Annotated in this window: 29 protein-coding genes and 1 tRNA gene; 19 read left to right on the top strand and 11 right to left on the bottom strand. The window is 36.8% G+C overall.

The genetic code is table 11. The features are described 5' to 3' along the window. Window positions 1-30 precede the first annotated feature (30 nt). Together H3T75_RS02975 and H3T75_RS02970 are read right to left on the bottom strand one after the other, a co-directional pair. Window positions 31-240: a helix-turn-helix domain-containing protein gene (locus H3T75_RS02975; RefSeq protein ID WP_198210963.1), complete on the bottom strand. Its 210-nt coding sequence runs from the start codon at window positions 238-240 to the stop codon at window positions 31-33. Between the two features lie 12 nt (window positions 241-252). Next, a complete protein-coding gene (locus H3T75_RS02970) occupies window positions 253-474 on the bottom strand; it encodes a YdaS family helix-turn-helix protein (RefSeq protein WP_100125409.1) in 222 nt (73 codons plus the stop codon). Between the two features lie 125 nt (window positions 475-599). Between H3T75_RS02970 and H3T75_RS02965 the strand changes: the two genes are divergently transcribed. From H3T75_RS02965 to H3T75_RS02895, 15 genes are all read left to right on the top strand, one after another. Further along, window positions 600-1,370 (top strand): helix-turn-helix transcriptional regulator, encoded by a 771-nt coding sequence (locus H3T75_RS02965; protein ID WP_198210962.1) that lies wholly within the window; start codon window positions 600-602, stop codon window positions 1,368-1,370. Window positions 1,371-1,480: 110 nt separating this feature from the next. Beyond that, on the top strand, window positions 1,481-2,218 hold the full coding sequence (locus H3T75_RS02960) for a helix-turn-helix transcriptional regulator (RefSeq protein WP_198210961.1): 738 nt from the start codon (window positions 1,481-1,483) through the stop codon (window positions 2,216-2,218). A gap of 450 nt (window positions 2,219-2,668) precedes the next feature. Further along, entirely contained in the window at window positions 2,669-3,019 is a 351-nt protein-coding gene (locus H3T75_RS02955; protein WP_198210960.1) for a hypothetical protein, read from the top strand. A 140-nt stretch (window positions 3,020-3,159) separates the two neighbouring features. After that, entirely contained in the window at window positions 3,160-3,816 is a 657-nt protein-coding gene (locus H3T75_RS02950; RefSeq protein ID WP_198210959.1) for a hypothetical protein, read from the top strand. A gap of 138 nt (window positions 3,817-3,954) precedes the next feature. Then, the gene (locus H3T75_RS02945) at window positions 3,955-4,272 is read left to right on the top strand and encodes a hypothetical protein (RefSeq protein WP_198210958.1); all 318 of its coding nucleotides are present in this window, start codon (window positions 3,955-3,957) and stop codon (window positions 4,270-4,272) included. A 37-nt stretch (window positions 4,273-4,309) separates the two neighbouring features. Continuing rightward, the gene (locus tag H3T75_RS02940; RefSeq protein WP_084548104.1) at window positions 4,310-4,540 is read left to right on the top strand and encodes a hypothetical protein; all 231 of its coding nucleotides are present in this window, start codon (window positions 4,310-4,312) and stop codon (window positions 4,538-4,540) included. Window positions 4,541-4,606: 66 nt separating this feature from the next. Continuing rightward, window positions 4,607-5,491, top strand: coding sequence for a recombinase RecT (locus tag H3T75_RS02935; RefSeq protein ID WP_198210957.1), 885 nt, complete (start codon window positions 4,607-4,609; stop codon window positions 5,489-5,491). A gap of 1 nt (window position 5,492) precedes the next feature. Next, window positions 5,493-6,140, top strand: coding sequence for a translocation protein TolB precursor (locus H3T75_RS02930; RefSeq protein WP_198210956.1), 648 nt, complete (start codon window positions 5,493-5,495; stop codon window positions 6,138-6,140). Window positions 6,141-6,152: 12 nt separating this feature from the next. Continuing rightward, window positions 6,153-6,620, top strand: a complete 468-nt coding sequence (locus H3T75_RS02925) for a single-stranded DNA-binding protein (protein WP_198210955.1) — start codon at window positions 6,153-6,155, stop codon at window positions 6,618-6,620. Between the two features lie 63 nt (window positions 6,621-6,683). Continuing rightward, a complete protein-coding gene (locus H3T75_RS02920) occupies window positions 6,684-7,343 on the top strand; it encodes a hypothetical protein (RefSeq protein ID WP_198210954.1) in 660 nt (219 codons plus the stop codon). Window positions 7,344-7,382: 39 nt separating this feature from the next. Then, window positions 7,383-7,523 (top strand): hypothetical protein, encoded by a 141-nt coding sequence (locus H3T75_RS02915; protein ID WP_198210953.1) that lies wholly within the window; start codon window positions 7,383-7,385, stop codon window positions 7,521-7,523. A gap of 53 nt (window positions 7,524-7,576) precedes the next feature. Further along, window positions 7,577-8,305, top strand: a complete 729-nt coding sequence (locus H3T75_RS02910) for a site-specific DNA-methyltransferase (RefSeq protein WP_198210952.1) — start codon at window positions 7,577-7,579, stop codon at window positions 8,303-8,305. Between the two features lie 63 nt (window positions 8,306-8,368). Beyond that, complete coding sequence (locus H3T75_RS02905) at window positions 8,369-8,938, top strand: hypothetical protein (protein ID WP_198210951.1); 570 nt, start codon at window positions 8,369-8,371, stop codon at window positions 8,936-8,938. A 34-nt stretch (window positions 8,939-8,972) separates the two neighbouring features. Continuing rightward, on the top strand, window positions 8,973-9,428 hold the full coding sequence (locus tag H3T75_RS02900; RefSeq protein WP_198210950.1) for a hypothetical protein: 456 nt from the start codon (window positions 8,973-8,975) through the stop codon (window positions 9,426-9,428). 74 nt (window positions 9,429-9,502) lie between these two features. Next, window positions 9,503-9,772: a hypothetical protein gene (locus H3T75_RS02895; RefSeq protein ID WP_198210949.1), complete on the top strand. Its 270-nt coding sequence runs from the start codon at window positions 9,503-9,505 to the stop codon at window positions 9,770-9,772. On the opposite strand, the gene H3T75_RS02890 is transcribed toward H3T75_RS02895, so the two are convergent. Beyond that, complete coding sequence (locus H3T75_RS02890) at window positions 9,761-10,750, bottom strand: tyrosine-type recombinase/integrase (RefSeq protein WP_198210948.1); 990 nt, start codon at window positions 10,748-10,750, stop codon at window positions 9,761-9,763. The genes H3T75_RS02895 and H3T75_RS02890 overlap by 12 nt on opposite strands. A gap of 135 nt (window positions 10,751-10,885) precedes the next feature. Next, window positions 10,886-10,961 (bottom strand) — tRNA-Thr (locus H3T75_RS02885). A 568-nt stretch (window positions 10,962-11,529) separates the two neighbouring features. On the opposite strand from H3T75_RS02885, the gene H3T75_RS02880 reads away from it, so the two are divergent. Continuing rightward, window positions 11,530-12,045, top strand: a complete 516-nt coding sequence (locus H3T75_RS02880; RefSeq protein WP_198210947.1) for an RNA polymerase sigma factor — start codon at window positions 11,530-11,532, stop codon at window positions 12,043-12,045. A gap of 99 nt (window positions 12,046-12,144) precedes the next feature. Continuing rightward, window positions 12,145-12,477, top strand: coding sequence for a carboxymuconolactone decarboxylase family protein (locus H3T75_RS02875; protein WP_084562332.1), 333 nt, complete (start codon window positions 12,145-12,147; stop codon window positions 12,475-12,477). A 166-nt stretch (window positions 12,478-12,643) separates the two neighbouring features. On the opposite strand, the gene H3T75_RS02870 is transcribed toward H3T75_RS02875, so the two are convergent. After that, window positions 12,644-13,579, bottom strand: coding sequence for a hypothetical protein (locus H3T75_RS02870; RefSeq protein ID WP_198210946.1), 936 nt, complete (start codon window positions 13,577-13,579; stop codon window positions 12,644-12,646). Window positions 13,580-13,721: 142 nt separating this feature from the next. On the opposite strand from H3T75_RS02870, the gene H3T75_RS02865 reads away from it, so the two are divergent. Beyond that, a complete protein-coding gene (locus H3T75_RS02865; RefSeq protein ID WP_078474237.1) occupies window positions 13,722-13,973 on the top strand; it encodes a hypothetical protein in 252 nt (83 codons plus the stop codon). Window positions 13,974-14,050: 77 nt separating this feature from the next. On the opposite strand, the gene H3T75_RS02860 is transcribed toward H3T75_RS02865, so the two are convergent. Beyond that, a complete protein-coding gene (locus tag H3T75_RS02860; RefSeq protein WP_198210945.1) occupies window positions 14,051-15,706 on the bottom strand; it encodes an electron transfer flavoprotein-ubiquinone oxidoreductase in 1,656 nt (551 codons plus the stop codon). A 1,068-nt stretch (window positions 15,707-16,774) separates the two neighbouring features. Between H3T75_RS02860 and H3T75_RS02855 the strand changes: the two genes are divergently transcribed. Then, the gene (locus H3T75_RS02855; RefSeq protein WP_025330962.1) at window positions 16,775-16,990 is read left to right on the top strand and encodes a hypothetical protein; all 216 of its coding nucleotides are present in this window, start codon (window positions 16,775-16,777) and stop codon (window positions 16,988-16,990) included. 108 nt (window positions 16,991-17,098) lie between these two features. Here the strand turns inward: H3T75_RS02855 and H3T75_RS02850 are convergent, their stop codons facing one another. The 5 genes from H3T75_RS02850 to H3T75_RS02830 all read right to left on the bottom strand — a co-directional run bounded on the left by H3T75_RS02850 (window position 17,099) and on the right by H3T75_RS02830 (window position 21,332). After that, complete coding sequence (locus H3T75_RS02850; RefSeq protein ID WP_198210944.1) at window positions 17,099-17,653, bottom strand: hypothetical protein; 555 nt, start codon at window positions 17,651-17,653, stop codon at window positions 17,099-17,101. Then, complete coding sequence (locus H3T75_RS02845; protein WP_198210943.1) at window positions 17,653-18,306, bottom strand: DUF484 family protein; 654 nt, start codon at window positions 18,304-18,306, stop codon at window positions 17,653-17,655. Before H3T75_RS02845 ends, H3T75_RS02850 begins: the two co-directional genes overlap by 1 nt. Further along, window positions 18,303-19,160, bottom strand: a complete 858-nt coding sequence (gene dapF, locus H3T75_RS02840; RefSeq protein ID WP_198210942.1) for a diaminopimelate epimerase — start codon at window positions 19,158-19,160, stop codon at window positions 18,303-18,305. The genes H3T75_RS02845 and dapF overlap by 4 nt, the downstream gene beginning before the upstream one ends. A 294-nt stretch (window positions 19,161-19,454) precedes the next feature. Then, complete coding sequence (locus H3T75_RS02835) at window positions 19,455-20,372, bottom strand: LysR family transcriptional regulator (RefSeq protein ID WP_084548016.1); 918 nt, start codon at window positions 20,370-20,372, stop codon at window positions 19,455-19,457. 27 nt (window positions 20,373-20,399) lie between these two features. After that, window positions 20,400-21,332 carry a DMT family transporter gene (locus H3T75_RS02830; protein WP_174830305.1) on the bottom strand — a complete coding sequence of 311 codons (933 nt, stop codon included), beginning with the start codon at window positions 21,330-21,332 and terminating at the stop codon, window positions 20,400-20,402. Between the last annotated feature and the right edge of the window lie 59 nt (window positions 21,333-21,391).

Raw genomic sequence — 21,391 nt, 5'->3', positions numbered from 1 at the left:
GGGACATTAATTTAATACTCATATTTCACCTTAATTTAAGCTAACCAGCGAATAACGGGCGTATCGTTTCCCTGATATGTCATCTTTTATGATTAATGAATTGATGACATAGCCTTTCTGTCGTAAATCGTAGATACGCGCACCCAGTCTCAGGCAATTGAATTTGCGCAAGGCTTCTAAGGGCGTTAAAGCGTGACCCGCCTGTAGGTATTTCAGGATTTGTTCTGATTGGGAATCCATTATTAATCCTTTTTAATCAGCTAATTCAGGCCAGAACTTGGCGTAATCTAACGGGCGCAAATCTTTTCTTGTCACTAGTCCACTGGTGTATTTCTCAATGATTACAGCCTGTTTAGGAGGAACTGCCTTTCTTCCGTTTGCTATCATCGTTATAAATCCAGGGCTTTTATTTAAAGCTCTCGCCATCTTGCTACTTCGACCACGTTCTTTGGAAAGATAGGTTTTAAGTTCCATTTATATACCTCATAGTCTAATACAAATATACTTTAGATTAAAATAATAATGAATTTTTTAAAGAAAGTAAACTAAAGGTTTAAATAAAAGAAAGATAACTTATAGATGTTTATCAATGGTAAACAATGTATAATTTACCCTTTGGATTAAATGGATTACCAATGGATAATAGAACTAAACGACTTTTATATTTAATTGAAAGGGATTTCGGGGGGAGCCAGACTAAATTTGCAAAAGCAATAAATAGATCAAATGCTCAAGTAAATGCTCTAGTAAAAGAACGCAAGCCAATTGGAGATGCATTGGCGTTAAATATTGAGAGAACACTTGAACTTGGTATCGGCTGGTTTGATATTCCTATAACAAAAATCAATGACCAAGAAACACAAATTAAAAATGCAGGTGATTCAAACAATATAAATAATATTCAGTCGTCTATCGGATTAATTGAATCAGCTGATGCAACTATCCCGTTAAATAAAAATGAAGTTGAATTACCCTTTTATACTGACATTCGACTTAAAGCTAATAATGGCTTTGCAGAAGATATTCAGAATTACAACAATCAAAAATTGCGGTTTTCGCGTCTTGCACTTAGTAAAAATAATATTAATCCGTCGTATGCTATTTGTATTTTAGCAGATGGTAACAGTATGGAGCCTGCAATTCCTAATGGCGCGACTGTTGGTATAAATTGTGAGGATAAAATTCTTCGCGATGATATGCTGTATGCTATAAATCATAATGGACTTTTGAAAATTAGAATTTTAAGAAAAAAATCCAGTAACAGTGTTTTACTCCAAAGTTACAACACTAACGCTTATCCTGATGAAGAAGTTAACTTGGAAGATATCAGCATAATTGGCCGTATTTTTTGGTGGTCTGCATTTATTTAGTTAATTGTTATTAATTTTTGTATCACCTCGAAAATAAACTTATTGTATACATATTTTCACTGTATTAGTTTTTATACTCCGCTTTCAGGCATGATTTTGAAAGCAATTCAATGAAAACAATACAGGAAACATATGCAGAGCGACTGGAAATGCTGGTGCAAAGATACGGGCAAACTAAGTTGGCAGAGGTTATTAATTCACACGCAGTATTAATACAGGATTGGATCAACAATTTTAAAACTGATGACGAAGAAAGAATCTCATGGTCTCAGGCAACAAAGGCTCTAAGAAAAATTGAAGAGCTATTGGGACTAGAACGTGGATGGTTTGACCAGCCAGTAAAAGAGGGGGAATTTATTAACTTCCCCATTCTCTCAGGACTAAGCAAAGAATCACCTTATCAAATCCGGCAAAAGCATGAGGCAGAAGAACTCGTACAATTTCGGTTACTAGACGTTGAAAAACACTTACTCAATAAAATATCGGACATCAACCAGGACAGTATCAAATGTCTAGACATCAATCGTAACTGGGCGGTAACTCATCTAGGGTTAAAACTAGATGACATTGCCCTTGTTACGGTTTTTGGCGATAACATGTTCCCTACACTAAATGAAAGCGATGTTTTATTTGTAGATACTTCAGTAAAAGAATTTATAAATGATGGCGTATATCTGTTATCAGGTTCATCAAATATCAGGATAAGAAGATTACAAATGGTTTTCGACGAAATACATATTATTAATGATAATGATAAATACTCAAGTCAAAAAATAGCAGTTAAAGATAAAGCAAATTTGCAAGTATTAGCTAAAGTAAAAAGGGTTTGGTCTTTACGCCGCTTCTAAAATATTTTTCTTTCAAAAAAGTGCACCCTAAAAGGTTGCACTTTTTTTATATGTATTAAAAAATAAACCTAAAAATATTTTTCTTAAAAATCAACTGAATATTAATTAATTTGTGAAAAATCCACCACAGTATTTTCTTAAATAGTAGCAAATCTGGTACAAACCAATGTAAAAATTTAAACCTTTAGACTATTTTTTTATTGCACTTTTATTTACCTTAGGTATAATTAAACCATCGAACAAACACAGACACCGATGACCTCAGTATGAAAAAGAACTGGGGAAAGGAAGCAAAAGGAAATACAGGCAAGGTCGCCACGCTTCATAAGTTGATAGCAAAATGTATTGTTTATTGATCTTTTTAATGAGTTTAAAAATCGTAGCGCATTCAATTAGTAAATTGAGTGCGTTTTAGTTTTTGAGCTTATAAAAATCAAAGGAGTAAGAAAAATGTTTCATGTTTATAGGAATGAAAATACCACAAACCCAGAACCTGTCGGATACCATGATTTGATAGCGTATGAGGAAGCCTTGCAAAGAGCAAGTGACACAGCCGAAGAAAAGAAACAAGAAATACTGGAAGAGCTTGAAGACGATAATCTGATAGATGTTGCAGCGGAAGCTTATGGTGAATTGTATCGTACAAAATATTCTAATGAAGCGGACAAGATTATAAATGAAATAGTTAAGGCGCTTGTATTGGGCTGCCATAAAGATATGACAGTAAGACAGCTATTAAGCCATCTTTCATTAGAAGCAGAAAAAATAGTAACTGATTATATTTTAACGCATGCTAATTAAACCAAAAACCTGCCAAAACGCCGGCTTTTTAATTAAGGTTTATAAACTGCAATAAAAAGGAATTTAAGATGAGTAATCAAAAGAAGAGGAATACAAAAAGCTCATTAAATAGTGCGCTTTAATTTTTAGGAAAACTAATTATGACTAAGAAATTTAAATCCTTAAAAAATGCTCCAAAAATTGGTCAAACATACTACCTTTTAACTCCTAATGGAGGTTCCTGCTTTTATATGGAACTTACATGGGAAGGCGAGATTAATGAATACCGTTGGCTAAAATCTCATAGAGTTTATGCAACCGAAAAAGCCGTTAAACGCGCTGCTAAATTCATAAAGCGTTTCATTACATCCCACAAAGAACAATTAAAGTATCTTACGTCTGAACCTCAGCCGGGAACTATAGTCTGGTATGGTATTGATATGGATGGCGATACGGAGGATTCCATAAGTACGCCCTTTGTTCCAAAAGATGGAGAACTTCAATTATTATTAAAACTAGGTTTACTTTATAATAATTCAGATATGGTTAAAGAAGCCTCAAAAATAATAACAAAAACTTTGGCTAAAGAGCAGAAAAGACTTAAATATAAATTTTTAACGGAGGCTCCGGAGCCTGGGACCCTTGTTTATTACCCGGAGTTTATTCTTGAATCTAGTGTTAATGAGTTGGAGTGGGACCCCAATTTCCCTACTAATGTTCGCTATTTAAAACTTGGATTAATTTTTTCTAAAAAGAAACACGCGTTACGCGCCAGTATAGATATGCTAAAACAAATTAACCCTACGATTCCTAAATGATTAAAGCCCACTGAACAGTGGGCTTTAATTTTGAACTTAGGCTAATCAATCCAAGCACATTTAAACAAGTGTGCTTGTGTGGATTAGTAGACATAGCCAGCAATTAGCTGGCTTTTTTATTAGCTATAGAGGTGATATATGTTTGCTGTATATGGAAAATCATTACAAAAAGAAAGAACCAGAAAGTATAGATGTTGCCAATACAAAATATCAGATGAAACAGCAATGCGGGCGTTTAAGAAAGATACTGGGGCGTATAAGATATCTCCAAAGTTTTCATCTGAAGAACAGTGTTTAGAGTTTATTGAATTAGCAAAATCGAACCCAGAGGTCAGGTGTTTATACATTGCTAAATTAGACAGAGTGAAAAACGAAAAAGGCCAAGTCATTATCAATGAAAAAACAGACAAACCAAAAATGAAATACTTCCGATTTAAAGATATTCCTACTCAATAAATTAAACCATGTAACAGCAACAACGAGGGAGTTGTACATGATTAAAAATTCTATAACTGCATTTATTGCAGTTTTTTTAATGTCTGCTTCTCTTTCAGTATCCCCTGCTTTGTCTGATAAGGAGCAATTAGAGATGCAGCGCAGTTATACAGCAAGACAAATGCAGCAGAAAGAATACCAGGCAGATCTGGAAGTAAAACGGTTAGCTGATGCATATGCGCGTATGAGTGATAGCGAACGCATGAAAGGTGATGCAGAGCTTAAATAATTTTAAGTGATAGTTGTTGACATTCCTGCCCAGCTAAATAGCTGGTTTTTTATTGGAGAATTAATAATGAGTAATAATCCTGCTGTACAAAAAGCAATTAACATCAAGGCATTTCTGCAACTGCCTGCCACACAGAAAAAAATACAAGAGCTGGTAGATAAAAACTCTGCAAGCTTTGCAACATCAATCATGCAGATTGTTAACAGTAATCCAATGCTGCTTAATGCCGAGCCTATGTCAATTTTCAATGCAGCATGTATGGCCGCAACGCTTAACCTGCCAATTAATAATAATCTCGGTTTTGCGTACTTGGTACCTTATAAGAACTCTAAAACAGGACACGTTGAAGCCCAGTTCCAATTGGGTTACAAGGGATTTATTCAGCTTGCGCAGCGTTCCGGGCAATTTGAACGACTGGTATCTCTTCCTGTTTATAAGGATCAGTTGATAGAAAAAGATCTTATCAAAGGATTCAAATTTAACTGGTCGATTGATCCGGACGAAAAAGAACAGCCAATCGGGTTTTATGCTTACTTCAAGCTAATCAACGGCTTTACTGCTGAGCTGTATATGTCAAGAGAACAAATTGACAAGCATGCCAAACGTTACAGCCAGTCATACAGAAAAAATTCCGGAGTGTGGGCTGATAATTACGAGCAAATGGCTTTAAAAACAGTAACCAAATTACTGTTATCAAGACAAGCACCCTTGTCTATTGAAATGCAAAAAGCTGTTTTAACTGATCAGTCTGTAATTGAAAATGTAACTGAAGAAAACTTTGACTATCTGGACAATCAAACTGGCGTCCTTGACCTGTCAATGCCGGTAGATGATGAATTAATGAAAAAAATCATTGATAACATCACGACCGGAGAGATTGAAAAAGATGAAGTCCTAAACGGTAAATATGAATTTACACCTGAACAACGGGCAATTATTGAGGAGCTTTAATATGGGAAATTTAAAAATACGGTGCTCAATGATTAGCCAGATCATTGGCGATAGCAGAACTAAAAGCAGTCCGCTTTCAGATACGGCTAAATCCTGTTTAATGAATTTAGCCAAAGAATCTTTATTCGACTTTACTAAATTCCAAGGCAGTAAGGAAACGGAAAAGGGAAAGCTACTTGAAAATACGGCAATTCAGGCAAGCGGGCTGCATCGCTGTAAAAAATATACAAAAAATGAGACGCGCTTAGAAAATGACTGGATTACCGGTGAATGTGATATTTATGACCCTAAAGAACGTTTAATTATTGATACAAAATGTTCTTGGGATATAGGCACTCACCCGTTTTTTATTGAAGAAGCGCACAAAAAGGCAGAAAAAGCAGGATATATCTATCAGATGCAGGGTTATATGTGGCTATTTGATTGTGATAAAGCTGATATAGATTTTTGGCTATTCCCCTGCCCTGAAAATCTGCTGGGCACTTACGATAATCCGGCCATGTTGATTGATGCGGTTGAAGATATTCCTATTGCTAAGAGGTTAACAACGGTTACGGTAACAAGAGATGAAAAAATAATCGAAAAGATTAAAGAAAAAGTAGAAATTTGCCAGGAATATTATGACTCGCTGCTAAAACAGGTCGCGTAAAAGGATTTCATTATGTCTGTTAATAAAGTAATTCTAATTGGTCGCCTTGGGCGCGACCCTGAAACACGATATATGCCCAATGGCGACGCTATAACGAATTTCTCGCTAGCTACTGATGAGCAGTGGCGTGACCGTAATGGAGAGCGCCAGACACGTACTGAATGGCATAATATTACTCTGTTTGGTAAATTGGGCGAAATAGCCGGTCAGTATTTACGTAAAGGTAGCCAGGTGTTTATTGAAGGCAAAATTCAGAGCCGTAAATATACTGGTAAAGATGGTATCGAACGCATGGCATACGATATTATCGGCAATGAAATGAAAATGCTGGGTAATCGTAATGATGGTTCTGATTCTGGCAATAATAACGCTGCACCGCCTACATCGAACCCACCGCCAGCGGCACCACGCCGGCAGCCACCTCAACAAACACCAACAACCCCACCAATAGATGATATCGATGACGATATTCCGTTCTAACTTGATAAAGATTCTACTTTCAAGCCACAAACTAAATAGTGGCTTTTATTTTGGAGAATTAAAATGGATACTGAACTTGAATATATATGTTTACGGTCATCTTACCCTGTTGGTCAAGCCTATTATCGTTTAGATTTAACCAATAAACTTGGTTACGATGAAATTATATGGCTTAACTCCCCAGAAAATCTCCGAGACGCATCTCTGAATGTTGTATTTTCTGAAATAAGAGAAGTACAACAGACTCAAATGTTAATTATTAATTCTCTTTATTCAAACAAAGAGAAATTTAATTTTATAACAGAGGAACCGCAAGATGGAGAATACGTCTGGGTTAGTGACCTTTTCTATGAGGGTTTTGCGAGCTTCTTTGAATATGATTCAAGTTGGGATACGACTAAACAAGCATTTAAAAATCATATTTTATTTACAACCGCAGATGGAGCAGCTAAAGCCACTAAGAGCATAATACAAATTCTAAGGAGAGAGGCAGCAAGAAAGCGTTTTAAACCTCTTACTAAAACACCACCAAATGGGACTATCGTATTTGTGGCCGATGTTCTGGCGGAAGAAGGTTGGACATTCATTATTTATAAAGATATAGAGATATGTAACCGTTTGCTAAAAGCTGGGCTTTTATTTTCTACTGCGGAAGGAGCTAAACTGGCAACTACAGCAATGAGGCAATTAATTAACCCGGTAGTACCCGAATTTACAAGTTAAGCCCACTAAACAGTGGGCTTTAATTTTAAGGAGATTATTTTGAGTACAAATAACTTTGAAAATCAGATTTTCCCTCGTAAGTCCAAAAATGGGCGCACGCAAATTGATGGGGCTCATCATTTTGATGACCCCCTACTAATACCAGGCACGACGAAAAAACCTGAACCAGATAAACAATAACTAGCCAGCTAATTGCTGGCTTTTTAATTAAGTAATTAGATGATGAAAATCCTATGAGATTATTTAACGGCGACTGCCTAAATGAGTTACAGCACCTACCAGATGCCAGTATTGATTTAATCATTGCCGATCCACCTTACGGCATTACTAATTGCGAATGGGATAAGGTGATCCCATTTAAACGTTTGTGGAAAGAGTTACACAGAGTAGCAAAAGATTCTGCAGCCATCGTAATTTTTGGGATTGAACCTTTTTCAAGTCATTTAAGGGTTAGTAACCTAGATTACTATCGGTACGACTTGATTTATGAAAAACCATCTGCAACAGGATTTCTTAATGCAAACAGACAACCAATGCGTGCGCATGAAAATATTTCTGTATTTTATAGGAAACAGCCTACATACAATCCGCAAAAAACAAGCGGACATATAAGAAAAGTATGTAGTAGAAATTCGGCAAATAGCAATCTTTACGGAAAAGCGGAAAAGGCCGTCAAATATGATTCCACAGAAAGATATCCGCGCAGTGTCTTAGTTTTTTCAAGTGACAAACAAACCAATGCACTACATCCAACACAAAAGCCTATTGAGCTATTACAGTATTTAATCAAAACCTTCTCCAATCCCGGTGATACTGTCTTGGATTTTACTATGGGATCAGGAAGTACAGGTGCTGCTGCTTTGATGCTAGATAGGGATTTTGTTGGAATTGAACAAGATCCCCGTTTTTTTAAAACTGCAGAGAAATGGCTTAATAGCATATGCAATTTTGAATTAGTTTAAACCAAATACGAAATAAAAAAGCCAGCATATGCTGGCTTTTTAACATCTATCCTGGAGTAAACAATGGAAAACAGTAATCAAACTAAGATATTTTTTAGATTAGCTCTATCTGAGAAATTTTATCATTCCTTTGAACAGTGCTTGCGAAGAGGTATAGATTTAGGTTATCTCTGTAGAGGACATGAGAAAAAGAGTTCATGTGAAATTGTTATTCTAGCAGTTGAATTAACTAAAATTACAGATTTTGAATATAAATTTCCAATTGATAGAATATTCAAAGAAATAGATAAGCGTTTACGGGATAAGAAAGCACTTATTGAAGGCAATTTTGCAATTAGCAATCATTACAATGGTTACTTAAATAAAGGTTTTGTTGCGCCGATATGGTCACTTGTTGAAAATGGTATCAGTAAGAAAGAAGAAGCGGAGCTACAAAAACTCCTGGATTCAATTATTGACAAATATACTAAAAACAATATTTGGTACCCAAATAACAAAATTAAAGCAAGTATAACAATTACCAAACAGGAAGAAGATGATTTCCAAAGACACAATAAACTCAGTGAACGTTTAACCGATTGGGTAAACCAGTTGCTTAACAATCAATCACAACCATTAAACGCCACTGAATAGTGGCTTTTTACATATATAGCATGGAGTAAAAACAATGGAAAGAAATAGGCAAACTGTTATCTTATTCAGAACAAAAAATACTACTTTTACTTATGACACATTATACGATTATGTATCTGATTCAGAAGCCGGGAATATTCTTGAGGCTGTTGAATTCGATGGATTTACAAAATTCCCTCTCTCAGCCACTGATATTATTGATAAAGCAGACAGGTATTTATATGAAGAGGGTTACATTGATGAAGATGATTACTATACAGGGTGCGTAACCCCAGAAGCAATGGAAGTATTGCAAAAAGTCTTAGACTTAATAGCTAAAAACCACAACAACGGCAATTTGCTCATAAATGGACGTACTATACATACTCCAATAATCATAGTGCAAGAAGATATAGATTACTTTAATGAAACAAAAAAACTTAGTGAACGTTTAAGAGAATGGCTTAAGCAAGTACATAAAAGCAGTCAAGAAAATACCCTAGTCGCTTAAAGCGGCTTTTTTAATTAAACATTATTAATGAACACGTCCCAGCAATAGCTGGTTTTTTATTAGCAGGTGACAAAATGCAAACTACACAAAATGATATAAGTGACTTTTATACTACACTTTTAAACAAGATAGACATGCTCATTAATGCCCAGAATGATAATAGCAACTTATGGGACGCAGGGAGATGTGCACAATTTTTTTCCTGTTCAGTTGGTAACTTCAAAAGCCGCATTGCCTGTAAACCTGATTTTCCGCCACCTGTTAAAGTTAATAAAACCGCCCACTCTCTATGGATTCCAACAGAGGTAAAGGCTTATGCTAAGCGTAAACAATTAATCAAGTAAATCTGCCAGATTAGCGGCGTCAGGGGCATAATATGTATTAAGCAGAATCTTTATATCTCTATGCCCGGAAATTTTGGCTAAATCCATTACATTAACCTTTTTCGACATTCTGGTTAATGCCTCGCGCCGAGAATCATGAAAATGTAAATCTGAAATTCCGCAAGAATCACGGGCGCGCCGGAATAGCGTACTTAATGAATCAGCATCTAGGTCAAACACAGATAGCAAATTAACAGATTTAAGTTGATAAAGTAGCTTTATTGCTTTTTTGGATAGCGGAACATCGCGAGAATAACCATTCTTTGTTAATTCCAAATGTGCAACTCGTCGATTAAAATCTATATCTTCCCAGCCTAGATTGCATAACTCACCTGCGCGCATAGCTGTTTCAATTGCAAACAAGAAAGCCAATGCAACACGCTGCTTTTTTAATTTTGGCGGCGTATCTTCGTCATACATGCACCACATACAGATACGGTTTATTTCTTCCTCTGTTGGTCGCCGTGTGCGTGGCTTGTTTGAGGGTGGACGAGTTATTTTAGTTGCTGGATTATCATTGATCAGATTCCATTCTCTCATCGCATATTTAAATACACTAGAAATAGTGGTTAATTCGCGAGTAACACTAGAAGATTGGATCTGTTTCAGACGATCATCACGCCATTGGGCAACATGAACAGGCATAAGCTCCGAAGCAAGGACATTAGCTAAATCTGTTTTTAAAACTAAATTAAGTCTGATTGTCTCGCTTTTATGTCCGCGCTTTAATGGTGTTACTTCTTGCAGATAGCGTCTGATGAGGTCGCCGACTGTAATATTTTTAGGAGTAAGTCCTAGGCGGCGGTTATTAATATCTGCTTCAGCTTGCGCCGCCCACTCTCGCGCCTCCGCTTTAGAAGCAAACGTTTTGGTTATTTCTTTGCCTTTAAGGCGAACACGTGCCGTAAAATTTTGCCCACGTTTGAAGATAGAAGCCATAGGATTAAAGAAACTGAATTAGGAGGGCGTACCATAACCCAAATCAGTGACATTTAAAAGTTGCTATATAAAAATAGGGTATTGTCACAAATTTGTCACAAAACCCTTGTAAGCCATTATTTCTAATAATATATATGGTGCCAGTAATAGGAATCGAACCTACGACCTTCGCGTTACGAGTGCGCTGCTCTACCAACTGAGCTATACTGGCTTCCAATTCAGAATAGTCTGAATGGCGCGCAGTATAGCATAATCGCTCTATACTCACCATTGCTATCCAATTTTATTTATTTGTTAATATAATAGTTTTGACCATAAATATAATATCTGTTTAATTGAGCCTCAAGTTATTTCTGCGCTTTATACCTGAAATTTTTAATAGGTTTTCTAATAATTGAATTGAATATTAAAAATATTCAGATTTTATCTAAAATAATTTATATTTTATTTTCTTCTTCGAGATTAATTTTTGTATCTCAATAAATTAATAGAAGATTTAAAAATTGATTTAGCCACATTTCGGTCAAACCACATAATCAATTATCTTCTCTTAAATTTATTTTTAATCAGATATTTATAAAAAAATTTTAATAATCAATGTTCTTTCAATATTAGATTTTTCCAATTCAGTCTGACTAATAAACTTTGTTCTACAAATTTAATCAAATATTTTGAATCCATTCTGTATATTTAGCACTCTATTCAGATGTGTTGATAAAAATAGATATTTATTCAGGTTTATGCAGCATTAATTTTAAGCCGAAAGCAGTGGATAAAAAATGAAACAAAACAAAGAACAACTTATTAAATATGCCTGTCTGGGTGATACACATGCACTTAATCAGTTATTGTTAGTATGTCAGCCAGACATCAGAAGATTTGCCAGACGAACATGTTCCACAACAGAAGATGTTGAAGATGCTGTGCAGTTCACATTATGGCAGTTACATAGAAAAATCGGTACGCTGAAAACAATCTCTTCTTTTACAAGTTGGTTATTTCGAATTATAGAACGAGAATGTTATCGTTTATTTAAAGTCAGACAATCCAAAAACATTGAAGCCCGGGCAGATATTGATAAGCTGTCTGCATCTTCTGCAGATATCGATCTTAAAATAGATCTAACTAATGCAATTATTTCTTTACCTTTGATTTACCGGCAGGTGTTGATTTTGCGGGATATTCAGGAGTACTCCACGCCGGAAGTTGCTGAAAAGCTTGGCATCACAGTTGAGGCAGTTAAAAGTCGCTTACACCGTGCCAGATTAATGGTAAAAGAAAAAATTAATTTATAAAAATTTAAATTCAATAATTTATAGACAACATAATAGCTTTGTTCTTTTCGTAAAGAATTTATCAGGAATGTTAGTTTTAATTTTAAACTGGGAGATAAAATGACTAATCAATATCAATCAAGCAATGATTTTAAATACACTGCTGCATTATTAAAATATGCACCCGAAGAAACACAGGCATTTATAGATTTTGACCATAAAACCATCAAACGCAGAGAAGGAAATATTCCGATAAAAACAAGAGAGTTAATTGCTTTAGCCGTAGCACTGACTACGCAATGCGCATATTGTATTGATGTTCATATTAAAGGAGCAAAACAAGCAGGAGTAAGTGAAGAAGAATTAGCAGAATTAATTTCAATTTCAGCTTCTGTAAAAGCAGGCGCAACCATGGCACATGGTTTGCTGGCAATGCGTTTATTTGAGCAATAAAATAGTTGATTTAGTAAAACAATAATAAATACTTATGTATATACCTTGTAGGAGCAGCTATTTAAATTTTCTGGATTTGTAACTAGATTATTAAACTGAGTACACTCGAATGGCTAGTGTACTCAGTTACATTATCAATAAATATTAGATTAAAGCAAGGCCTGAGTTAGCGTTGTTTTTTCTTAAAATTATTCATAACCTGTGTCAGATTATGTTGCAGTACATCCTCTACTGCTCCGGGTACTTCGGCCATTAATTCACGCTGTAATGTGGTTACCAGACCGGCCGTATGCTTTTGTACTGCAACACGAACCATACCGGCTAATACATCAGTAAGATGCGGACGTAATTTTTCAGTTAACTGTTGCAGTAAAGCCTGCTCGGAAATACAGGTTACTGCCCTGTTAGCTGTACCTCGCGGTTCTATGACATGCATATGTACATGAATGATCGGCTGGCCATTATCGCTGGTAGCAGAAAGCTCATCTTCTGTATTTTGCCGGCTTACTTCTGTTGGTATAACAGTAGACTGTTTGCCTTTTAGCTGGATAGTACAGCTTGAAGGCAGATTTTCATCAACAGGAGCGCTTTGTAAACAGTTTTGTGCGGCCAGCCAGTCTTCCTGAATCAGCAAGGCTGTATCATTTAATGCAGACTCCTGCTTTTGCGCTTCTAGTGTACTTTGCTGCTGCCATTGTTTCAGATAAGCCCGATAAACCCGCTCACGCTGTACTGGATCAAGTAAAACTTCAGCAGGCTGGGATGTGGATACCGTTTTAGGCTCTGGCTCAGGTTGTCTGTTACGATTTTTTATCGGATTGGTAACTATCGGAGGCACATTGAAATCATGCGGACGTCTTCTGGTTTTAGGTATAGATAACGGCGGTGCATCTGATATGACTTCTTCCCGACGGTTTGACCGGCTATCTTGCTTTTTTTTGTGCTGGCGCAACTGCTCAAGACTGCGCTCCCATTCGGGCATAGTCTCTGTAGTCATTTTTGCAGAGCTGACAGTTGAATTAGCGACAGATTGCTGTTCAGGCAGATCATCACTCAAAGTAAAAACAAATTGATTTTGTTGTTCATACTGATTTTTCACCATGCCCCCACTTCTGATCAGTCCGGTATATTTTAACTGGCTGTGCATATTTTTATGTAAGCCATATCTGAGTAATTATAGCAACTTTTATAGGTTAAAATGCTAAAATAAACTACATAGTGTTCAATTAAATTAGGAATAACACATGAGTACCATTGAACAGCGAATAGAGTTTCTGGAAGAAAGCAACGAGGCTCTGATTATGCAAAACCGGGTGCTGGCCACCGCAATTAAAGGTCTGCTGCGTGCGCTGCCTGCAGACATAGCTGAGTTGGCTACTGAGTCCATACGCGCGGCTTTTGATAATGAAATTGCGGAATTACAGTATGAGGAAAATCCGCAAGTAGAATTATTTCACGATGCCACTTATGCATTTTTTCACGAACGTGAACATTAAACCTAAACAGGCTGGCAATAGTATAATTGCCAGCCTGTTTAATTAAATAGATTCTGTTAAAATAAATTATTATTTTCTTACATCTCTGCATAATTGGGTCCGCTTCCACCCTCAGGACAAACCCAGTTAATATTCTGCTCAGGATCTTTAATATCACAGGTTTTGCAATGCACGCAGTTTTGCGCATTAATCTGTAAATGCGGTTCACCGGCCTGATCTACAATTTCATAAACACCAGCCGGACAATAGCGTGTTTCCGGACTGGCATATTCACGATAATTGACCGATATCGCCAGCTCAGGATTATTCAATTTTAAATGTACGGGTTGATTCTCATCATGGCTGATACTGGCAAGATAAACACTACTCGTACGGTCAAAGGTTAATTTACCATCAGCCTTGGGATAATCAATAGGCCGGCATGCTTGTGCTTTGCGTAAAGATGCATAATCCGGACTTCTATGACGTAGCGTCCACGGTGCCTTACCTCTGAAAATATATTCTTCAAGTCCGCTATAGGCCAGACCGCCAAACAGCCCCCATTTAAATGATGGCCGGATGTTTCGTACTTTATGTAACTCATGATACAGCCAGCTGTTTCGAAACACTTCACTATATTTCACTGCTTCAGTATTACTATCATCACTGACATGTTCCTCTTTTAATACCTCAGCAATAGCTTCTGCTGCCAGCATACCTGACTTCATTGCCGCATGAATGCCTTTGATTCGGGGAACATTCAGAAAACCGGCAGTATCTCCGACAAGCACGCCACCCGGAAAAGTCAGTTTGGGCAAACTTTGCAACCCACCTTCGCTTAATGCACGGGCCCCATAAGCAATACGGGTACCACTCTCAAGCACCTCCCGGATAGCCGGATGGGTTTTATAGCGCTGCATTTCAGAAAATGGTGACATATACGGATTCTGATAATCCAGTCCGACCACAAACCCGACAGCAACTTTGTTATCATTTAAGTGATAAAGAAACGAACCACCATAAGTTTTCCGGTCTAGCGGCCAGCCAATTGAATGAATGACGGTGCCCGGTTTGGATTTTTCCGGGGCAATAGACCACAATTCTTTGATACCAATTCCATAAGTCTGATTCTGACAATCTTTATCCAGCTGAAACTGCCGGATTAAAGTTTTGGTAAGCGAGCCCCGACATCCTTCTGCAAATATAGTTTGTTTTGCCAGTAACGCCATTCCCTGCTGATAATTACTTCCCGGTTGTCCGTCTTTATTCAGTCCCATATCACCGGTAGCAATTCCGCGTACGGAACCATCAGGATGATAAAGAACTTCTGCAGCTGCAAAACCAGGATAAATCTCTACTCCCATTTCCTCAGCCTGCTGTGCCAGCCAGCGACAAAACAACCCCAGACTAATAATATAATTACCATGATTATTAAAGCTGGACGGAGTAAGTAAACGATAAGCTTTTTTTTCAGTCAGAAACAGCAGCCGGTCTTCTTTAACTGCACAGGTTAAAGGTGCGCCTTTTTCTTGCCAGTTTTCAATCAGTTCAGATAATGAACGCGGGTCAATGACGGCTCCTGAAAGAATATGCGACCCCACTTCAGAACCTTTATCGACAATGCATACACTAATGTCACGTTGCTCTTTAGCTGCAAGTTGTTTTAATCGTATGGAAGCAGCTAATCCAGACGGTCCGGCACCAACAATCACTACATCATAATGCATGCTTTCACGTTCTATGGATTCTGTCATGGTCGATTTCCTGCATTGAAACAATGATAACTAAATCTACGGCAGACATAAACAATATACATATACCGTATAATAAAAACTGGCATTATATCGAACAATGACTAGATATATCGACTACACTGATTAACGAATTTATATATTAATTTAGTAATCAAGCAGATAAAATATTATATATAGAATTAATTTCGAACACTTTTGATCAAATAATAAATATTGATGAAAGCAGGTAAATTAAACTTACCCGTAATTACCACTATCTTATAAAAGTATTTAATGTAAATTTTGTTGATTTGGAAGCCGATTTTCACTCTACTTAAAAAAGTTTAAACGACTTACATCATTGCTAACTATTAATACTTCACAATAAAAACCGTAAAAACTATAAATATAACAGCAAGAAATTAATCAGCACTTCAAGCCTTCAAGAAGGAATCAAAATATATCTGTTATCAGATATGCTTTTCAACAATCTATGTAAATTATCCATCGTAGAATTACAGTCACAACGATATTAATAATTTATATTTAAATAAAAAAATATAAATATTATATAGTTATGTATAAATTAAACCCTTCAGTAAAATATAGCTGATTTTTTCTATTACTTTTCATCAAATATCACCACTGTTAGTAAATGCTAATCAGATATTGAGTATATAAAACAACAAACATGTAAATTTGTTGTAAAAAAGCAACTTTTCCGATTACTAATAATTTAATCACATAATTACTTTTTAATAACAATATTGTTGCCTAATATTTATTTTTATTAAAATTTATCAATACTTTATATTTTAAATTACAACACCTTTCTATGGGCGCGTGTAGAAGTAAATACACTATCAATCCATGTTTTCGACTATATAGACTATATACATGTATCAAAGAAACTACTTATTTAACGAAAATACACACTTGGCTGATTGCATTAGTTTGCAAGGCGGGGCATAATTCGCTTTGCACAAGTTATGCGCACTATAGCTGTTTATTGACGAATGATATAGTGTGCAAAAACTGGATTTCCATCACTAAAGTAATACTTTTTGATACAAGTTAAGGTACATAATCATGAAAAAATCTTTATTAGTTGCTGCAGCTCTGATGTCTTTGTTCTTGGCTGCCTGCAATGATAAAAATGAAACTCCAGCTGCGTCTGCTGCATCTGAAGTTTCTGCTCCTGCTACAGCTTCTGAAGCAGCTCCGGCTTCTGAACCTGCTCCAGCTCCGGCATCTGAAGTTTCTGCTCCTGCTGTAGCTTCTGAAGCTTCTGCTGCTTCTAACTAAGCACAAGAAATCAAAAAAGCCAGACTGGAAAGTCTGGCTTTTTTGTTGCTTAATCGTATCGAGTAATATAATAAAGTTATTCAAGCAACTTGTATTGATTAAAATTTTTTACAGTTTGCCTCTGAAACTCATCATCAAATATAACAACTGTTCAAATAAACAGAAAAATAATACAGTTCGTACACTCCAGAGAGGTTTTTCAGTTTCTGTACTGCGTAAAAATAGCAGAAGCATTATTATCCACTGACTTCCTATCCAGAAAACCGGTTGCCAGACAAACATCTGGAATAAAGTGACCAGTAATGGAATTTGCAGGATAACATTTTTCACTAAGCATAATACCAAAACCAAACAAACAGCCAACGCACTAAACTGTAACCAGCCACCATACAGCAACGCAGTTAAATATGCACTTTGTTTCAGCTGATCGCGCCGATGCAGAGCAAAACATGAACCAAGCAAGATATACACTGGCATCAAATACAGATTTAGTGGCTTAAATAAATCAGCAATACCCGGTAATATCAGACTACTCATCGCGGCCAGAATGATCCAGAGTACCAGTGAAACAACCAACCAGCCATAAATCCGGTATTTACAGCATTGCCAGACAAATACTCCTGCATATGCCAATACTACTGCATAACTGATTAGCGTACCCATTAACGCACCAGTTTCAACAAACGTGCAAGCACAGCCGCCATATTATCTGCTATAGCAGCGACCCATTCAGTAGACATATCGGGAGAAAAATGTGCATCATCTTCATGTCCAATCACCAGAATAGCCAGCGTCTGCCCTTTCCAGCGTAAAGGTAATTGCAAAAAGCTTTCCAGTCGAGGTTGTTCAGGCAATAACTCCAGTAAAGCAGCAACCGGTAAAGCGCCACAAGCTGGAGCAGTTAATTTTTTACCAATAACCTTAAATTTCTCATTCACATGTAAATTTACAGGTACACGAACATTTTTAGGAATATCCGTAGTGATGATTAGTGCATGATAAGGTAAAGTAAATTCATTGTTTAATCCATCGCTGATGGCCCGTTGCCATTGTGCCAGAGTATTGACGATAAGCAGACGCTGAGTAAACGCCATAAATTTAGCCATTAATGTATGGTTAGCATCAGCATCGCCTAGCATTTGAATAAGCTGTGAGGCCATTTTTTCAGTCTTCTGCTGCATTACCTGCATTTTGCCCTGTTGAAATGACAATATTTTGCTTTCAATCGGGCGCAGATTAAATTCAGCAGCATGTTCGTATAACCACTGTGGCTGTGCATGTAAAAATTTTAGTACTTCAGCTTCCTTAATACTCATAAGTAATTTATCTCTCCTTCAAATACAGTCTCTGCCGGCCCGGTCATCCAGACATGCGCATCAGGTTTCTGCTGCCAGCTTATTGATAGCTGCCCGCCGGGTAAATTCACCTGTACCGGTTTATCATCACCCAGTAAGCCCAGACTGATTCCGGCCACAACCGCAGCACAGGCACCGGTACCGCATGCCTGTGTTTCTCCGACACCTCGTTCAAACACACGCAAATAAATCTCTCGTGGCGCTTTTATCTGCATAAATCCGACATTAACCCGCTGAGGAAACTGTCTGTGACTTTCAATGGCTGCACCAAGCCGGTGCACGGGCGCATGATTAATATCTTCTACAACCACCACTGCATGCGGATTACCCATATTGATACAGGTCACACTAACGGTATCAGCTCCGACAACCAGTTCATGGCTGATACTCTTGGCATCATTTTCATCAACAGCCGCAAAGGGAATCTGTTCCGGTGCAAACAGCGGTATACCCATATCCACTGTTACCAGCCCATCTTCATTCAATCGCGGCACAATTACTCCACCGGCAGTTTCTACCACAATCTGTTTTTTGCTGGTTAATCCTTTATCATAAACAAAACGGGCGAAGCAGCGTGCACCATTACCACATTGCTCTACTTCGGAGCCATCTGCATTAAAAATACGATAACGAAAATCAGCGTTCGGTGTCTGCGGTGCTTCAATCAGCAGAAGCTGATCAAATCCCACCCCTGTATGGCGCTGAGCCCATGCAGCGATTGGTGCTGTATCCGGATAAAATTTCTGGCTAATTCCGTCTATCACCATGAAATCATTACCCAAACCATGCATTTTAGTAAATTTTAGTTTAGTCATATGCCATTCAGTCTGTCATCACAACTGGTTTAAGCAGCTATGATACCGATTTATCACTGTAACGATAAGTTCTGCACTGAACTAATTAGCAAATATCTTTATCCGGAAAAAATACAATTATCTTGAAAACAGGCGTTACTGATCACTAAATCAGCTATTTTATTTACAATTAACCTGAATAGCCCGATTATTTTGCCGGCAAGAGAAAATAGCAGCAAAAGATTTTGTCAATTTATCAAACAGAACCTATTCAGATAAATAAATCTGTTTATATAAATTATGCAGAAAGATTGATTATTTTATTTGTTTACTGAAATAATCAATAAAAACTTGTAGTTTTGCCGAATTTTTATTGCTTTGCGGATAAAGAAAACAAAACTCCCATTGATTATCCTGAGAACATTCCGGTAATATTTCGACCAGCTTGCCGGATTGTAACTCTTCCTGAACAGCAAATCGAAAAAGCTGAACAATACCATTGCCATTAATGGCCAGAAATTTTGTTGCCAGCATACTGTCAAATACGTGTATCTGATCAGTTCCATTACTGTGTGCTGTGCTTTTATCTATATATTTCCATGAAAATTTTTTATTATTCTGGCTGATACTGAAATTGATACACTTATGATTTTGAATATCAGCCGGTTCATATATTATATTATTCTCAGACAAATATTCAGGACTGGCAAACAAACCGGATGTGGCACAATATAATTTCCTTTTAACTAAAAATGGTTCCAGTCTGGTATCCGGCTGAATCAGTCTTACAGCAATATCATAAGTTTCCGTTACAAAGTCAATATTGCGGTTTGTTACATGAAAGTCAAGCTTAAGCTGCGGATACTGTGCACAAAAGCATTTTACATAAGGTATTATTTTATAATTAAAAAAAGTTTCCGGAACGCTTATTTTCAATTTACCGGAAATTGCCTCTTTGTTTACTTTCAGTGCCTTTTCGGTACTGATTAATGACTCCAGAACTTCAGTACATTTTGTATAATAAATTCGTCCTTCTGGCGTTAATTTTGTTTTACGGGTATTGCGACTAAATAATTCAACCCCTATTCTTTCCTCAAGCCGCTTAATTGAACGACTGACTGCTGCCGGGGTAATATTCAGATATTGTGCAGCTGTAGAAAAATTTTCATTTTCAGCAGCCGTCAAAAACAATTCAAGACTAGCTATATGCATGCTTTTTAAACGTTTTTTCATTCTGATAATGCTTTAAATCATTTGAATCTAATCATTAGTCTGTTGATTATTTCGCATAAAAATATTATTTAGCACCAACGCGACCAAAGTTATAGCCATACCGCACATTTCCACTACAGAAATTTTATGCCCCTGAAAAATTCCGATAACAGACGAAATAACCGGTACCAGATTAACAAACAAAATACCATTAACTGCACCCAGACCTTTAATACCGGCATTCCAGCTAATGATAACCAGCGCAGTGATAATCAGTATAAAAATATCCAGTCTGCTTGCTAATATGGCTTTCATTTCCGGTCTGCCGGCATATCCCAGCAAAGTCGCAATCATAGTTATTGCTATGATGGTTAACATTCCTAATGAAGAGCTCAGAGCGGTTATACGCAATGCACTCCAATCATATTTTGAAATCATCGTATTGGCAAAATAAGTATATATTACCCAGCAAACAGTTGCTGTGAGTAATAATATGTCGCCGATAAAACTTGATGAGGCAAGTAAATGGTTAAAATTTCCATCGGTAATCACCAGAACAATGCCAGTAAAAGCCAATAGCATGCAGATGATTGTGCGAAAATCCGGCAAAATGCGATGAATTATTGAAAATAAAATCAGGGATAATAAAGGCATTAAAGCCAGAATAATCGTTGCATGTTCGGCTGATGAGAATCCTATACCGATAAATGTAAAAAAATTCAATCCGGCAAAACCGACGCTACCGAAAAACCAAAGCTGCAAAGTTTTATTTTCTGTCCGAAAACTCTGTTTTCCTTCCTGAATAATCAATACCAGACTAACCAGCAGGGCACCAGGCACATAGCGAATACAGGTAAGATAATAACCATCAATACCAGAAGAAACAGCATGTTTTGAGGCAGGATACATAATTCCCCAGCCTGCAACCGTGATTAATAAATACAAGATACTTTGATAATTTTGCAGCTGACTGACTTTCATATCATTAAACCTGATTCAGTATTAAATTTTTTATTTTTATAGCAGTTCTCAGGTAAAAG

The sequence above is a fragment of the Snodgrassella sp. W8135 genome (assembly GCF_016101225.1).
GTDB lineage: Bacteria > Pseudomonadota > Gammaproteobacteria > Burkholderiales > Neisseriaceae > Snodgrassella > Snodgrassella alvi.
This window is presented reverse-complemented; position numbering and strand designations above follow the sequence as displayed.

What these genes read in the sequence shown, in the direction of transcription:
- H3T75_RS02855 (WP_025330962.1), top strand. Translation starts at nt 16,775, where the DNA reads ATGAAAAAATCTTTATTAGTTGCTGCAGCTCTGATGTCTTTGTTCTTG.
- H3T75_RS02965 (WP_198210962.1), top strand. Translation starts at nt 600, where the DNA reads ATGTATAATTTACCCTTTGGATTAAATGGATTACCAATGGATAATAGA.
- H3T75_RS02880 (WP_198210947.1), top strand. Translation starts at nt 11,530, where the DNA reads ATGAAACAAAACAAAGAACAACTTATTAAATATGCCTGTCTGGGTGAT.
- H3T75_RS02860 (WP_198210945.1), bottom strand. Translation starts at nt 15,706, where the DNA reads ATGACAGAATCCATAGAACGTGAAAGCATGCATTATGATGTAGTGATT.
- H3T75_RS02865 (WP_078474237.1), top strand. Translation starts at nt 13,722, where the DNA reads ATGAGTACCATTGAACAGCGAATAGAGTTTCTGGAAGAAAGCAACGAG.
- H3T75_RS02870 (WP_198210946.1), bottom strand. Translation starts at nt 13,579, where the DNA reads ATGGTGAAAAATCAGTATGAACAACAAAATCAATTTGTTTTTACTTTG.
- H3T75_RS02945 (WP_198210958.1), top strand. Translation starts at nt 3,955, where the DNA reads ATGTTTGCTGTATATGGAAAATCATTACAAAAAGAAAGAACCAGAAAG.
- H3T75_RS02975 (WP_198210963.1), bottom strand. Translation starts at nt 240, where the DNA reads ATGGATTCCCAATCAGAACAAATCCTGAAATACCTACAGGCGGGTCAC.
- H3T75_RS02910 (WP_198210952.1), top strand. Translation starts at nt 7,577, where the DNA reads ATGAGATTATTTAACGGCGACTGCCTAAATGAGTTACAGCACCTACCA.
- H3T75_RS02970 (WP_100125409.1), bottom strand. Translation starts at nt 474, where the DNA reads ATGGAACTTAAAACCTATCTTTCCAAAGAACGTGGTCGAAGTAGCAAG.
- dapF (WP_198210942.1), bottom strand. Translation starts at nt 19,160, where the DNA reads ATGACTAAACTAAAATTTACTAAAATGCATGGTTTGGGTAATGATTTC.
- H3T75_RS02895 (WP_198210949.1), top strand. Translation starts at nt 9,503, where the DNA reads ATGCAAACTACACAAAATGATATAAGTGACTTTTATACTACACTTTTA.
- H3T75_RS02900 (WP_198210950.1), top strand. Translation starts at nt 8,973, where the DNA reads ATGGAAAGAAATAGGCAAACTGTTATCTTATTCAGAACAAAAAATACT.
- H3T75_RS02955 (WP_198210960.1), top strand. Translation starts at nt 2,669, where the DNA reads ATGTTTCATGTTTATAGGAATGAAAATACCACAAACCCAGAACCTGTC.
- H3T75_RS02845 (WP_198210943.1), bottom strand. Translation starts at nt 18,306, where the DNA reads ATGAGTATTAAGGAAGCTGAAGTACTAAAATTTTTACATGCACAGCCA.
- H3T75_RS02930 (WP_198210956.1), top strand. Translation starts at nt 5,493, where the DNA reads ATGGGAAATTTAAAAATACGGTGCTCAATGATTAGCCAGATCATTGGC.
- H3T75_RS02920 (WP_198210954.1), top strand. Translation starts at nt 6,684, where the DNA reads ATGGATACTGAACTTGAATATATATGTTTACGGTCATCTTACCCTGTT.
- H3T75_RS02950 (WP_198210959.1), top strand. Translation starts at nt 3,160, where the DNA reads ATGACTAAGAAATTTAAATCCTTAAAAAATGCTCCAAAAATTGGTCAA.
- H3T75_RS02935 (WP_198210957.1), top strand. Translation starts at nt 4,607, where the DNA reads ATGAGTAATAATCCTGCTGTACAAAAAGCAATTAACATCAAGGCATTT.
- H3T75_RS02830 (WP_174830305.1), bottom strand. Translation starts at nt 21,332, where the DNA reads ATGAAAGTCAGTCAGCTGCAAAATTATCAAAGTATCTTGTATTTATTA.
- H3T75_RS02960 (WP_198210961.1), top strand. Translation starts at nt 1,481, where the DNA reads ATGAAAACAATACAGGAAACATATGCAGAGCGACTGGAAATGCTGGTG.
- H3T75_RS02850 (WP_198210944.1), bottom strand. Translation starts at nt 17,653, where the DNA reads ATGGGTACGCTAATCAGTTATGCAGTAGTATTGGCATATGCAGGAGTA.
- H3T75_RS02905 (WP_198210951.1), top strand. Translation starts at nt 8,369, where the DNA reads ATGGAAAACAGTAATCAAACTAAGATATTTTTTAGATTAGCTCTATCT.
- H3T75_RS02940 (WP_084548104.1), top strand. Translation starts at nt 4,310, where the DNA reads ATGATTAAAAATTCTATAACTGCATTTATTGCAGTTTTTTTAATGTCT.
- H3T75_RS02890 (WP_198210948.1), bottom strand. Translation starts at nt 10,750, where the DNA reads ATGGCTTCTATCTTCAAACGTGGGCAAAATTTTACGGCACGTGTTCGC.
- H3T75_RS02875 (WP_084562332.1), top strand. Translation starts at nt 12,145, where the DNA reads ATGACTAATCAATATCAATCAAGCAATGATTTTAAATACACTGCTGCA.
- H3T75_RS02925 (WP_198210955.1), top strand. Translation starts at nt 6,153, where the DNA reads ATGTCTGTTAATAAAGTAATTCTAATTGGTCGCCTTGGGCGCGACCCT.
- H3T75_RS02835 (WP_084548016.1), bottom strand. Translation starts at nt 20,372, where the DNA reads ATGAAAAAACGTTTAAAAAGCATGCATATAGCTAGTCTTGAATTGTTT.